The sequence below is a fragment of the Streptomyces sp. NBC_00289 genome (assembly GCF_041435115.1).
GTDB lineage: Bacteria > Actinomycetota > Actinomycetes > Streptomycetales > Streptomycetaceae > Streptomyces.
The window spans coordinates 1-13926 of record NZ_CP108048.1; the positions used below are offsets into that span (position 1 = coordinate 1).

The window sequence follows — 13926 nt, forward strand, 5'->3', positions numbered from 1 at the left end:
CCCGCAGACGCGACGCGGTGTCGCTACGCGACACTTCCCGCGCTCCGCGCGGGAGGGCGGAACTCCGTTCCGCCTGGCCGTATCGCTCCGCGATACGGCGATCCGGCTGACGCCGGATCAGTCCCGTACCGGCCTGCTCCGCAGTCCAGTACGGGACCTGACGCACCCTCCGGGCGCGCCAGAAAGGCGGCAGTAAGGGGGGAGGGGTTGGTTGTGTCTCTGACCCGCTGACTCTAGGTCGACTCGTCACATCTCCACCCACTTCCGAACAACGGTGTGCGTCACTTCTGCTGGGTAGATAGAGTCTGGGATGTTAGGTAGGTGCCTCTCCAGGTAATTTTGGGTCGGAGCGGTGAGGGACTGGATGGATTCCAGTATCTGAGTTCCTTGAACTGAGCAGCCCTCGATTCGCCTCGTGGAAAGAAGCGGGAGAAGGAGGAAAGAATGTCATCTGTGACGTTGCGTCCGCATCAGGTTGAGGCCGTTGATTCGGTTCTGAGGGTTCTCTCTGAGCCGCCGGGTGGTTGGATGCCGCCGGAGGGGTTGCGGGCGCAGGTAATTGCTGCGACTGGGTCCGGTAAGACGCTGATTGGTGTGGAGTCTGCGAATCGTCTTTCGGCTCGCCGGGTGCTGGTTTTGGTGCCGACGTTGGATCTGCTGGTGCAGATGGCCGGCGCGTGGCGTGGTGGTGGTCGGCGTGGGGCGATGGTTGGGGTGTGTTCTCTGCGTGCTGAGGAGAGTCAGGGTGTGCCGTGTACGACGGATCCCGGCGAGTTGGTGGCGTGGACGGCGGGGCCGGATCTGGTGACGGTGTTTGCGACGTATGCCTCGGTCGGGCAGGGCGTGTTGCAGCGTGCGCATGAGGCTGGTCTGCCGGTGTGGGACTTGGTGGTGGTGGATGAGGCCCATCGGGTGAGTGGTGATGCGGGTCGGCCGTGGGCTGCGGTGCATGATCAGCAGCAGATTCCTGCGGTGCGCCGGCTCTACATGACTGCCACCGCGCGTATCTGGGAGGCCGAGGGGGGCAGCCCTCGTCTGGTGGCGAGTATGGACGAGGACTCGCCCGTCTTCGGGCCGGTGGCGTACAGGCTGCGGTTGTCGGAGGCGATCCGGCTGGGGCTGGTGGCGCCGTATCAGGTGCTGTGTCTCGATATTCGTGATCCGGAGCTCTATGCCGCGCTGACGGGCGGGGACACCGGGTCCGCTGCTGTGAGGGGGGCTCGGCTGGCGGCGGTTCAGGCTGGGTTGATGCGGGCTGCTGTTGAGGAGCGGTTTTGTCGTGTGCTGGCTTTCCATAGTCGGGTGGGTGAGGCGGAGGCGATGGCGGCCGGGGTGCCGGCGGTTGCGGCCCGGCTTGCCGGGGAAGACCCCGACACGTTCCCGCCGGCGGAGCGGGTGTGGGCGGACTGGCTGTACGGCGGGCATGCGCCTGTGCATCGACGTCGGGTGCTCGACGAATTCGCCTCCGATTTCCTCGGAGGGCCGGAATTTGAGGGGCGTGATGTTCAGGCTGCGTTGCGGGTCTTGTCTTCCGTTCGTGTTCTCGGTGAGGGTGTTGATACGGCGCAGTGTGATGCTGTGCTTTTCGCTGATGCGCGGGGGTCGATGATTGACATTGTGCAAATGGTGGGGCGGGCGCTGCGTATGCAGCCGGGGGCGGGGAAACTGGCCACGTTGATCGTGCCGGTGTTCCTCGGTCGTGATGAGGATCCGAATGAAATGCTGACGTCGGATTCCTTGAGCACCCTGGCGAAGATCCTCGGGGCGTTGCGGTCTCATGATGCGGAGGCGATCGAGGCGCTCGCGGACCCTCGGATCCGCAGCGGCCGCCCGGCAGCCGAACAGGACGGGATGCAGGGCGGGTTCGAGAGCGAGGACGGCGGCCAGGAGCGCGGCGAGGGGGGCGTGCGGGTGAGTGGAGCGGCGGCCGGTGTGCTGCGGTTCAGCGAGGAACGTGATCCGTTCGCGCTGGCGCAGTTCGTCCGGCTGCGGATCATCGATCCTGAGGGCGCGTACTGGCGGCGCGGCATCGAGGCGGCGACGCGGTGGTTGCGCGAGACCGGTAGCGGTGAACTGCGGGTGCCGTACGTGTTCACCGCGCCAAAGGAGTGGGGCGCGGTGGGGGGGTATCCGCTCGGGCGGTGGATCGCGGACGTACGGCGCTACTACGCCGCCGGCACCCTGGAAGCCGGGCGCGTCGCCGAGCTGGAGCGGCTGGGGATGGTGTGGTCGGCGTGGGACACCGCGTGGACGGACGGGCTGGCGGTGGCGCAGGACTACGCGGCGGTGCACGGGCACCTGGTGCCGCCCACCAACGCGGTGTGGGGTGGCGACGGCATGGCGATCGGGGTCTGGCTTAAGAATCAGCGTGCAGCCGCCCGGAAGACTCGTGAGAACGCCGAGCGGCGTGCTGCCGGGGAAGTGGGCGTGTCGTGGGCTGGAGAGCTGTCGGAGAGTCGCATGGAGGCGTTGGACGCGATCGATCCGGCCTGGTGCCCGGTGTGGGGGATCGACTGGCAGCGTGGATTCCACCTCACGCTCATGTACCTGCGGTCTGCCGGCACTGTGCCGGTGCGGGCGGGTGAGGTGATCGTGCAGGGCGAGGATCTCGGGGCCTGGACGGTCGCGCAGCGGGTCGGATGGGACAAGCTGGCGCCCACGCAACAGTGGCTGCTGGAGAGCGTCCTGGGGGTGGAGCCCGCGGGCGGGGGTGAGCTGCAGCCGGTGCGCAAGACTCAAGCGGACCGGTGGGCCACCCACCTCGCAGCCGCCCGTCAGTTCCACGCACGCGAGGGCCACCTGCGCGTACCACGCAAGCACGCGGAAGAGATTACGGGTGAGGACGGCGAAGTCGTTGGACTGCGGCTTGGTGGGTGGCTGGACAACACGCGGCGCAGGGCGGCCAAACTCGCCCCAAAACGTCGGACCGAGCTCGACGAACTCGGAATGCGGTGGTCATGACGGAGAAGGGCATCGGGTCGCAGCTTCAGGTCGTCCTTGCGGGTGGCGTTGCTCCTCACGCGGTTACGGGCGGCAACACCGCCAACCGGCTGCGCGCGCTCCTCGAGGGTGTAGAGGGTGTAGGTGTGGGCGCGCTTGAGCGGGTGCACCTGCGGTCCGTCCCCGCGGCGACGGAGTGGTGCAAGGCCGCGCGTCGTGTCCGGCGGCGTCAAGGGGTCGTTGCACAGGACAGCGCGCACCGGTCTCATGCCCCCACGGTGTGACCGGTGCGCGAGAGGTTGAGAACTCGACTTCCGCTGCCCGGTCTCGAGTTTTCAGCTGTAGCCCGGCCCCGACCGCGCTCTGGACGCTGTTGGTAAATCCGGGGTTTGCGTGACGACGGCCTGTGTGACCCCGTTGGGGTTGTGCAGGCCGTCGTCGTGTTTCTGGGGTGGGTTCGTGTCGTTGCGTGGGGTGGAGTTGGCGGAGATCCCTGAGGAGACCGTGCGGTTGGCGCGTGCGGTGTTCCCGAAGGGCTGTCTGGTGATGCGGGTACGGGATGCGCTCGGGCCGGTCTTCGCCGACGTCGATTTCGAGGAGCTGTTCCCGGTGCGAGGGCGTCCGGCGGTGTCACCGGCCCGGCTGGCGCTGGTGTCGGTGTTGCAGTTCGCGGAGGGGCTGACCGACCGGCAGGCCGCGCACGCGGTGCGCTCGCGTCTGGACTGGAAGTACGCCCTGTCGCTGGAGCTGGCCGACACGGGGTTCGACTTCTCCGTGCTCAGTGAGTTCCGGGCCCGGCTAGCCGAGTCGGATGCGGGCCGGGCGGTGTTCGACGCGGTACTGACCGCCGCCGGGGAAGCGGGGCTGGTCACGGCGGGCAAGCGGCAGCGCACGGACGCCACTCATGTACTGGCCGTGACCAGGGACCTGAGCCGGCTGGAGTTCGTGGTCGAGACGCTGCGCACGGCACTGAACCAGATCGCCGAGGCGGCCGGGGACTGGCTGGTGACCGTGGCGGCGCCGGAGTGGTTCGACCGGTACTCGGCCCGGCCGGAGGACAGCCGTTTCCCCTCCCGGTGGGCCGCCCGCGTCGAGCACGGCGACCAGTGCGGGGCCGACGGCATGGTGCTGCTCCAAGCCGCCTGGTCGGCGTCGGCACCGCCCGGCCTGCGGCATCTGCCCGCGGTGGAGTTCCTGCGTCAGACCTGGGTGCAGCAGTTCCACCAGGCCGAGGGGGCCGTGCGCTGGCGGGAGCCGAAGAACACCCCGCCCGGTCTGATCCGCTTACGCACCCCGCACGAGCCCGAGGCCAGGACCGGGGCGAAGCGGGATCTGGGCTGGTCCGGATACAAGGTTCATCTCAGCGAGACCTGCGAGCCCGACGCCCCGCACCTGATCACCCACATCCACACCACCCCGGCACCAGTGACCGACGGCGCGGTGCTGGAGGACATCCACACCGCCCTGGCTGAACGCGGACTGGTGCCGGACGAACACCTGGTGGACGCCGGATACGTGGATGCCGAGCAGATCCACCACGCCCGCCGCGATCACAGCATCGACCTCGTCGGACCGGTGGGGAAGAACACCAACCGGCACCAGGTGACCGGCGGCTTCTTCGACAGCACCCGCTTCACCATCGACTGGGACCAGCGCCACGCCGTCTGTCCTGGTGGCCACATCAGCGTTTCGTGGCGAGACACCCGCAGCCACCGAGGCACCCCGGTCACCCGCGTCCGCTTCGCCGAACGGCACTGCGGCCCCTGCGAACTGCGAACGTCCTGCACCAACGCCGGAACCGGCCGCAACCTGACCCTGCGGCCGAAAGCCGAGCACGAGATTCTTCAGCAGGCCCGCACCGAGCAGGACACCGACCACTGGCGCCGCCGCTACGGACACCGCGCCGGCGTCGAGGGCAGCATCTCCCAAGGCGTCCAAGCCTTCGGCCTGCGCAGATCCCGCTACCGCGGTCTCGCAAAGACCCGACTGCAACACCACTTCACCGGCGCCGCCATCAACCTCGCCCGCATCGATGCCTGGCTCACCGGCAGACCCCTCGCCCGCACCCGCGTCTCACCCTTCGCAGCACTCCGCCCCGCCGGATGAGATCCAGCGGGGCGGATTTACCAACAGCGTCCGCGCTCTGGACGGGACCGGGCTACTTGCTGCGCTGGCGGCGTCCGAAGAGCGCGGCGCGCAGGGTCGGGTACTGGCGTATGTCGCTGCGGCAGGTGGCACAGTGCCGGCCGTTCTCCGGCGAGTCGAACACGGCATCGTCCTGCCCGTCCTGGCCGGTGACCGGCAGCCCGCACCGCTCACAGGGCGGGGCCGGAGCGGGAACAGGATCCGGGGCGGTTTCGTCGGGCCACGGGTCCGGGTCGGGTGTCGGGGGCCAGGCCGGCGTGCGTGGCGCATGCTCTTGCCGGCTGGCTTCTTCGGCTTCCTTGTGACGCAGGCGCCGTTGCTCATCGCGGGCGTGCCAGGCGGAGTGGTCGGCTGGGTTGGCGAGAGCGGCGGGGAGGGTTTCCCACTGCCCGTGGCCGCACCGCCACCACACCACACCGCGTGGGCTGTCAGCCTGCAGGCGGTCCAGGGTGGTGAACAGCAGCGGGATGGCGTCGGTGTAGTCGTAGAAGCCGTCCTTGTCCTGCGCGCCGTATCCGCGGTCCGGGTGGTAGTCGCCGGACCAGGCGGTGCGGGTCAGTTCCATGACGGTGTTCATGCGGTTTTTCAACGCTTGCGGGCCGGTCCGGGTGCCGGGGTTGAAGACGATGAGGATCGGCGGATGACCATCCCGGCCCGACGGCCGGTACAGGGCGCGCCAGGCCGGCATGTCCTTACCGACCGAGTTTTTGATCTTCACCCGGAAGTAGCGGAGGTACTTCTCGAACTTCGCCGCCAGGATCGCGGCGGACTCGGTGCAGTTGTCGACCTCCACGAACAGGACCGGCAACTCCTCCGGCGCCTGCAGGACCGCGTCTGCACGCACCCCGGCCCGGCCGGCCTTGCTGCCGGGCAGGCTGAGGGGGACTTCGGTCGACCAGGAACCGATCCAGCCCAGCCCCTGCATCTGCGGCACCCCATCCGCTGGGTTTGGCGGCGGCACGTCGCCGCGGGCCGGTGATTGGTCCGGCACTCCGGGCGTCTGGCGGGGCACGGGGCGCGTGGCCGCGGCGGGCGTGCGGGTGATCGCGATGACTGTCTCGTTCACCGCCATCGCGTGCGCGGCACCCGAGCGGGCCGCGCCCCGCGCTGTGCCGCCCATCTCCCCCGCCGCCCGGCCCAGTACCCCGGCAGCGGCGTCCAAACCCAGCGGGGTCAGGTTCCAGATCTTGTTGCCGTCACGCGCGCTGCCCTCAGAGACCACCAGGCCGTGCCGCGCCAGGTCCAACGCCGCGTTGCGGAAGGCCTTGTTGTCCTTGTGTCCGGGCGCCATCAGCCGGTGCATCTGATCCGCCGTCGCCACCTTCAGCACCCCCAGCGCCGCCAGGACGTGCGCACGCACCGCGCTCGTCGACCCGTACGGATACGTCTTCGACCCACCCACCCCGACCCACTCCCCCCTCAGCCCAGCACACACACCGGCACCCCTGGCAGCCCCCAAGGCCTCGCCCAGGGGGCTGAGCCGCACTCGCCGTGAGCACGCTACTCCACGGCCCGGCAGGGGACTTGGTAGGGGGAACGGTAAGGGAGCCGGTAGGGACTTCCCGCCTCTGTCCACCACCGTGCGCGGCATCCGCACCCGGGCACGGCGCACTCCGTCATTGCGGGCCCCGTGGCCCAAGTACAAGGCCCGCATGCTCTGTGACGGTCCCCAGGGCCCACGTAGAGGTGTTGCAGGACGAGTCGAGTCGGGGGTCAAAGTCGGGGTGTTTCTCAGTAATAGCAAGAGCAGGCGCAAAAAGCTCATGGTGGACAAGCTGGCCGCACTCGCCGACCTCGGACTCTACTGGGCGGCGGCCGTAACGCTGCCCGTGAGAGGGAGCGGCCCCGGCCGCATTGCGTCCCGTCACGGGGACCGGGGCCTGTCCCGCGCGCTCCCTACCGGCACGGGCCGGAGCCGAGCGTAGTCCGTCCAGGTGAGGGAGGCGGAAACCCGACCCGGGTACGCGTGCGGGGTCTTTACGGCTGAGTCCAGCCGCCACGGCTGACCGTGCCGGGTTCCGTCAGGTTCCGTCTTACCGACTGCCAGGAGCATGCCCGGTCGCGGACCAGGCCGTGACCGCAGATGGAGTAGCGATCACTCACCCAAAAGACGGAATCCCATGATCATCTGGGGTGGACACAACAGGTTTCCCCCGCGGTGTCAGGCGCAGGGCTGTCCCGGCAGGGGCCGGGACAGCCCTGCAGCCCCAACAGCGACACATCAGCTTGTTCTTTTTCTTCCGGCCCCGAACGGTGTCTCGAACTAAGTCGCTCACCTGAGGGTTGGTCGGACGTGGGGGCGGCCTTCGTCTGATCATGTGCTCCGACCAAGGTGCACGTGACCACGACGAAGGCCGTGAGGATGAGTCTGCTGCCTGATGCTGTCCGCAGGGAAGCGTTCGCGGAAGCGTCACGCTTCCGGGGCGAGTTCTACGAGTGTCTGACCGCTCGGCGCGACGAACTGTTCGAGTTGGTGGACGCGGTGCTGTGTGCCGATGGTGCGGTGAAGTCCGCGGTGAACTTGACCCTTCTGCCCGAGCATCGGCGCGGGCACGGAGCGATGTACGGAGGCTTGAACCGCGGCCGGATCGACGTCGACCGGCTTCGGACGCTGCTGGCAGGGCTGCCCTTGCCGCGTTTCGACGGCGGGCGCCTGGTCTTGGCGGTCGATGTGTCGCCGTGGCTCCGCTCGGACGCGCCGTGCTCAGCCGACCGGCTGTTCTGTCACGTCTATGGCCGCGCGAAGACGGCATCGCAGTTCATTCCGGGCTGGCCCTATTCCTTCGTGGCCGTCCTGGAGCCGGGTGCCACGTCCTGGACCGCGATCCTGGACGCGGTCCGGCTCGGCCCGGCGGACGACGCGACCGCGGTCACGGCCTCCCAGCTGCGGGGTGTCATCGAACGGCTCATCGCCGCAGGCCAGTGGCAGGTCGGGGGCCCGGACATCGTGATCGTCATGGACGCCGGCTACGACGTCACCCGCCTGGCCTGGGTCCTGCGCGACCTGCCCGTCGAGCTGGTCGGCCGGGTCCGTTCCGACCGCGTCATGCGCCTGCCGAAGCCGCCTCGCGTCCACGACCCGAAGGGCGGGCGGCCACCCAAGCACGGCCCGGAATTCCGCTTCACCAAGCCGGAAACCTGGCCCGAGCCCGCGATCACCACGGTCACTGACACCACCAACTACGGCAAGGCCGAAACCCAGGCCTGGGACCGGGTCCACCCACGGCTCACCCACCGCTCCTCATGGCTCGACCACGACGGTGAACTTCCCCTGGTCGAGGGGACGTTGATCCGGTTGAAAGTCGAGCATCTGTCCAAGGACCGCGATGCCCCGCCGGTATGGTTATGGTCCTCCAAGACGGGCGCCACCCCGGAAGACGTGGACCGCTTCTGGCAGGCATTCCTCCGCCGCTTCGACCTGGAGCACACCTTCCGATTCGCGAAGCAGACCCTCGGCTGGACCACTCCGAAACTGCGTACTCCCGAGGCGGCGGACCGCTGGACCTGGATCCTGATCGTCGCTCACACCCAGCTCCGGCTCGCCCGGCCCCTCGCCGAAGACCTCCGCCGGCCGTGGGAGAAACCCGCCACCTCCGACCGGCTCACCCCGGCCCGGGTCCGCCGGGGGTTCAGGAACATCCGCGCCTACCTCGCCTGCCCGACCCGTGTTCCCAAACCCCGAGGCACCGGCCCCGGACGACCACCCGGCGCCAAGAACAGACACCGGGCACCCCGCTACGACGTCGGCAAGACCGTCAAACGCCCCGAGAGCCTCAAAGCCGGGTCTATCAGGATTCAGGTGTGGTTCGTCTGTTTGGCCTACAGGTTTTTCGGTGGGCTGGTCGGCCTACACTCGTCCGGCGGTAAGGCGGCCGTCGAAGAGAACGTCGAACTCGTTCAAAGCGCTTTTCCAGCGGTTGTTCCAGCGCTGGCGGCCGCGGCCGGTGGGGTCGAGTGCGAGGGTGGCGAGGTAGAGGCGTTTCAAGGCGGCGGTCTCGTTGGGGAAGTGTCCGCAGGCCTGGGCCGCGCGCCGGTAGCGGGCGTTGAGGGACTCGATCGCGTTCGTGGTGTAGACGACCTGCCGGATCGCGTCGGGCAGACCGAGGAAGGGCACGAATTCGCTCCAGGCCCGCTCCCAGGTCCCGGCGATCGACGGATAGCGCTTGCCCCACTTGTCGTCGAAGTCGGTCAGCCGTGCCCGGGCCTCGTCCTCGTTGACAGCGGTGTAGACGGGCTTGAGGTCGCGTGCGACGTCGGCCCAGTCGCGGCGTGAGGCATACCGCAGACTCGCGCGCAGGAGATGAACCACGCAAGTCTGCACCACAGTCCGGGGCCAGACGGCGTTCACCGCGTCGGGCAGGGCGCTGAGCCCGTCGCAGACCAGCATCAGCACATCACGGACGCCTCTGTTCTTGATCTCGGTGAGCACCGTCTGCCAGTACTTGGCGCCCTCGCCGCCGTCGCCGGCCCACAGGCCGAGGATCTCGCGGTAGCCGTCGGCGGTGACCGCGATGGCCACGTAGATGGGCCGGTTGGCGACATGACCGTCTCGGATCTTGACGTGCACGGCATCGATGAAGACGACCGGGTAGACCGCGTCGAGCGGGCGGGTGCGCCATTCCGCCATCGATTCCAGGGCCTTGTCGGTGATCGTGGAGATGGTCTCCTTCGTTGTCGTCATCCCGTACGTCTGGGCGAGATGGGAGACGATCTCGCCGGAGGTCAGGCCCTTTGCGGTCAGCGAGATCACCAGGTCGTCCAACGCACCAGTGCGGCGGGCGTACTTGGGCAGCAGCCGGGGCTGGAAGGTGCCCAGACGGTCTCGCGGGATCTGCACCGTGACGGCGCCGACCTCCGTCATCACCTTCTTGCTCCGGTAGCCGTTGCGGGTGTTGCCGCCCGAGCGCGACCCGCGCCCGCCGACGCGGCCGACCCCGTCGGCCAGGTGCTGGTCCATCTCTGCTTCCAGCGCGGACTGCATCAGGTGCTGAGCGAGCTCGGGCAGCAGGCCGCCCTCGCCCATCAGCCGCAGTCCCTCTCCGCGGACCTTCTCGGCCGCGAGCGCGGCCAGCTCCTCCAGCAGCTCACTGGACAGACCATTCTGCGACACCGGCATCGACTTCACGTCGGCACCCTCGACGCCACCGCCGACCTCGGCAAGCGACACGCCCTCCACGGTCTCGATCAGGTGACCAGTCGTCGTACTCATCAGGCTCACTCCTTCGGGGAGATCCACACCTGATTCATGACACTCCCTCAAAGCCATCGGCAAGCCGGGAAGGTCTTGGTAGATAAAGAACAAGATAAGCGGAAAACACTTGGTGAGACGGGCGTGCCGAGGTGGCCCCTCGGCGTCAGTGGGTCGGGGGTGAGGTGGTCAGGAGGCGGGGTCGGAGGCGGGGTGGTCAGGCGGCTGCCGGGGTGAGGGTCACGTCGTGGCCGAGGTCCTTGAGCTGGCGGAGCAGGTCGCGGGTGCGACGTTCTGGATCAAGGCGTCGGGTGTGCCAGTCGGAGCCGAGGTCGGCGAAGCGGGCGGTGGGGTCGTTGATGAGATGCCAGACGATCACCAGGATCGATCGGGCGACCGCGACCAGGGCCTTCTTGTGGCCTCGGCGTTTGACGAGCTTGCGGTAGCGGGCGCCGAGGAACGTGTCGGTCTTCGCGGCGGACATTGCCGCGTCTCCGAGGGCGCCCTTGAGCCACGAGTTGCCCTTGCCGGTGGGGCCGGAGGTGTTCTTGTTCCCGGACTGGATAGTGCGGGGTGAGAGTTTGGCCCAGGAGGCTAGGTGTCCCGGAGTGGGGAAGACGCCCATGTCCAGGCCCAGTTCGGCGATCATGACCTGGGCGGTGGGGATCCCGATTCCGGGGATCTCGTCGAGCCGCTCCACCAGCGGCAGGCACGCAGCGCCTGCCTGTTCCTGCGTCTCGGACTCGGGGCCGCAGGCCCGGGGCATCGCTTCGACGGCGTCGGTGATCCAGGTGGTCAGCTCGGTGATGCGGGCGTCGAGGGAGTCGACCAGGTCCAGCAGCATCCGGCACAACCGGGCGTGGTGGTTCTCGAACTGGCCGGTCAGGGCCTCGATGAGGGCGGCTTTCTTGTTCCGCATCCGGGCTCTGGCCATCTCCGCGAGGACCTTCGGGTTGCGCTGGCCGGCGATCAGGGCGTCCATCATGGCGCGGCCGGAGACGCCGAAGATGTCGGTGGCTACGGTGGAGAGTTTGATCTGGGCGTCTTCGAGGAGCTTCTCCACGCGCTGCTTGTGCCGGGTGCGTTCCTCGGTGAGCACGGTGCGGGTGCGGGTGAGGTCCCGGAGCTGCCGGATCGGTTTCGGGGGCACGAACGAGGGCCGGAGCATGCCGCGTTCGGTGAGCTTGGCCAGCCAGATCGCGTCCAGCTTGTCGGTCTTGGGCCGGCCCGGGACGTTCTTCACGTCGCGGGCGTTGACGAGCCACACCTGCAGCCCGGCCGCTTCCAGCAGGAAGAACCAGCACTTCCAGTACGACCCGGTCGCTTCCATGACCACGCGGGTGACGCCCTGGCAGCGCAGGTGGTCAGCGAGTTCCAGGATGGCGTTGGTGGTCGCGCCGACGTTCCAGACGCGCTGGACGCGCTTGCCCGGCTTGTCGTCGTGGGGCAGGCGCGTGCACACCATGCCCGAGGCCTTGGCGATGTCGATCGCGGCGACCCGCTCGACGATCTCCTCGGCCTGTTCGATGTCTTCCGCTGCGTGCACGCCTCTCCCTGCCTTCGGCCTTGTTGCGCGATAGGTTGGGACCGCCCGGGGGACCGGTTGAGGGAAGAGTGAGAATCTAACCGGCGTGCTCGAAGCGACAGTGCGCGGCCCCTCTGTTCGGCCCCCGGCGCCAGACTGACTCACGGCCTCGATGTGCCAAGAAGCGAACGGCGTTGCGGGCGGCCCCACCCGGCAGGTTTTCACGGCCGCGAGGCGCCGCCGTCAGGCGGCCGGGGGACTGACTCCGGACTCCGCCTTTGAGCAGTCGCATGGGTGTGGCCCGCCGGGTGATGTGTTCCGGCGGGCCACGGCTGCTGCAGGTTAAGAGGTGGCTACTTGCCGCGGTGAGCGTTGAAGATCTTCAGCGAGGCATGTCCTTCGTTAGGGAAGTTCCGCCTTCTGGGCGTGGTAGCAGGACGGAAGGTCGCCCTTGAGGACATCCGTACCGAAAAGTCCCTCATCCTTGCCTTCACCGGACGGCAGGACAACCACGAGGGTAGATCCGTCGGGAATCTTGTCCCGGTGAATGGTTGCCACCAGCCGGTTGTGCACGCGTTCAACCTTGCTTACTGCGGCCCCGCTTGCCTCCTTGTCCCGGTTGAGGTCCTTCTGGGCGATGGGGCAGGTGGGATCATCGCGGTAGACACGGGCGGGCACGCCCATGCGGTCCAGGTCGTGCTGCAACTCGGCGGGGTCTGCCACCACCCTCGTTCGCCCGGGCCAGGCTTCGCCGGGGGTGGTGCACTTGCCATTGACGCACTTCATCTCCCCTCCCTTGACCCGCAGGCTCATCTTCACCGTGCTGTTGGGCTCCCGGTCCAGGGTGTAGGCCACGTTACGGATCTGGCCCGGGCCGGCCGCGACGGTAACGGTGTCGCTGCTGCCGGACGTCTGGCCGACGCTCACCGCGACACCAGCCACGGCCGCTGCCAGTGCCAGCGGAGCAGCAACGCGTGTGGCCAGCCGCCAACGCCTGGCAGTGAGACCGGACTCTTCTTGTACGTGATTCATGAGGTGTTCTTTCAGCAGACGGTGGCGGTCGCGGGAGAGATCCGGGTTTGCCGCTGCTGGCAGTAGCCGGGACAGTTCCTCACGCTCCGGGCTTCGCGGCGAGTGCGGGGTGGCATTCATCGGTTCTTCTCCTGCTTCGACCGGACCGCGGATGCGCGGTCACCCGGTATCTGTCCGCTGGCAGAGTCGCGTTGCATACTTTTCGGAACCCGGGCCAGCTCCTGCTCCGTGAGCTGCCGCAGGCGGCTGCGCGCCCGCGACAGCCGGGATCGGACTGTGCCGACCGGCACGCCCAGCGCTTCGGCCACCGCTGCGTGCTCCAGGCCGGACCACACGCACAAGGCGAACACCTCCCGCTCCGCCGGCCGCAACCGCTCAAGCGCGGCCTTGGCCGCGGCCAGCTGCTCGGTATCGGCGAGCCGCCCGACCAGCTCCTCCGCGAAATCCGGCACAGCCTCGCGTAGCGGCAGCTGGGTCAACGCCTTCTGGTGCCGACGCGCAGCGCGGGCAGTGTTACGCAATACGTTGGTGGCGATTCCCAGCAGCCACGGCTGGAGACTCTCTCCGCCCGGGCGCAGTTTCTTCCTCAGCCGCCAGGCCTCCAGGAACGTCAGGGACACCACGTCCTCGGCCGCGGCCCAGTCACCGGTCCAGCGCACCGCGTGCCGGTACACGACACGGGCGTGCGCATCAAAGATCTGCCCGAATGCGGCCGGGTCCCCGGCCCGTACCCGGGCGCGTAGTGATATGTCCACGCACAGTCCTGTCCGACCAGCCGCACGCATTGCAGTGATCCCTATCACAAAGGCGGGGACCGGGCGCCCTCAGCGGTCCCAGAGACCCCCTACCAATCTCAACCAGCTTGCGCGAGCGAATTCGGATCACACTTGAGTACGCACTGCTTCCCGGCCGACGCCCTGTCAAAAGCTGATCACGCAGAACGCCAGAGCAGTGTCAGGGACGGAACTCTTTGTGGACGATCACAAAGATCCATCTCACTGTCCGATTCCCGCCGTCAGCGGCAGGTCAGCGGCCTGCTCTGCTCCCAAGCGGACCGAGTTCGAGCCGGTTGCTCATTCGAGCCGACTTCTGCGGA

The 13926-nt window shown here is 68.2% G+C and carries 7 protein-coding genes and 1 pseudogene; 3 read left to right on the forward strand and 5 right to left on the reverse strand.

Features of this window, described 5'->3' with window-relative positions; genetic code table 11:
• The first annotated feature begins 444 nt into the window (after nucleotides 1–444).
• The gene (locus OG985_RS49470; RefSeq protein ID WP_331718583.1) at nucleotides 445–2961 is read left to right on the forward strand and encodes a Helicase associated domain protein; all 2517 of its coding nucleotides are present in this window, start codon (nucleotides 445–447) and stop codon (nucleotides 2959–2961) included.
• 438 nt (nucleotides 2962–3399) lie between these two features.
• A complete protein-coding gene (locus tag OG985_RS49475) occupies nucleotides 3400–5046 on the forward strand; it encodes an IS1182 family transposase (protein WP_331718584.1) in 1647 nt (548 codons plus the stop codon).
• A 52-nt stretch (nucleotides 5047–5098) separates the two neighbouring features.
• Here the strand turns inward: OG985_RS49475 and OG985_RS49480 are convergent, their stop codons facing one another.
• Complete coding sequence (locus tag OG985_RS49480) at nucleotides 5099–6487, reverse strand: replication-relaxation family protein (protein ID WP_331718585.1); 1389 nt, start codon at nucleotides 6485–6487, stop codon at nucleotides 5099–5101.
• A 960-nt stretch (nucleotides 6488–7447) separates the two neighbouring features.
• Between OG985_RS49480 and OG985_RS49485 the strand changes: the two are divergent.
• A pseudogene (locus OG985_RS49485) lies at nucleotides 7448–8863 on the forward strand (NF041680 family putative transposase); the annotation flags it as partial.
• Nucleotides 8864–8932: 69 nt separating this feature from the next.
• On the opposite strand, the gene OG985_RS49490 reads toward OG985_RS49485, so the two are convergent.
• The 4 genes from OG985_RS49490 to OG985_RS49505 form a co-directional block, all read right to left on the reverse strand.
• Nucleotides 8933–10201 (reverse strand): IS256 family transposase, encoded by a 1269-nt coding sequence (locus tag OG985_RS49490; protein ID WP_331718661.1) that lies wholly within the window; start codon nucleotides 10199–10201, stop codon nucleotides 8933–8935.
• A 289-nt stretch (nucleotides 10202–10490) separates the two neighbouring features.
• Nucleotides 10491–11819, reverse strand: a complete 1329-nt coding sequence (locus OG985_RS49495) for an IS110 family transposase (protein ID WP_331718586.1) — start codon at nucleotides 11817–11819, stop codon at nucleotides 10491–10493.
• Nucleotides 11820–12200: 381 nt separating this feature from the next.
• Nucleotides 12201–12950, reverse strand: a complete 750-nt coding sequence (locus OG985_RS49500; protein WP_331718587.1) for a hypothetical protein — start codon at nucleotides 12948–12950, stop codon at nucleotides 12201–12203.
• Nucleotides 12947–13585, reverse strand: coding sequence for an RNA polymerase sigma factor (locus tag OG985_RS49505; RefSeq protein WP_331718588.1), 639 nt, complete (start codon nucleotides 13583–13585; stop codon nucleotides 12947–12949). The genes OG985_RS49500 and OG985_RS49505 overlap by 4 nt, the downstream gene beginning before the upstream one ends.
• Nucleotides 13586–13926 lie beyond the last annotated feature (341 nt).

What these genes read in the sequence shown, in the direction of transcription:
- OG985_RS49470 (WP_331718583.1), top strand. Translation starts at nt 445, where the DNA reads ATGTCATCTGTGACGTTGCGTCCGCATCAGGTTGAGGCCGTTGATTCG.
- OG985_RS49490 (WP_331718661.1), bottom strand. Translation starts at nt 10,201, where the DNA reads ATGCCGGTGTCGCAGAATGGTCTGTCCAGTGAGCTGCTGGAGGAGCTG.
- OG985_RS49500 (WP_331718587.1), bottom strand. Translation starts at nt 12,950, where the DNA reads ATGAATGCCACCCCGCACTCGCCGCGAAGCCCGGAGCGTGAGGAACTG.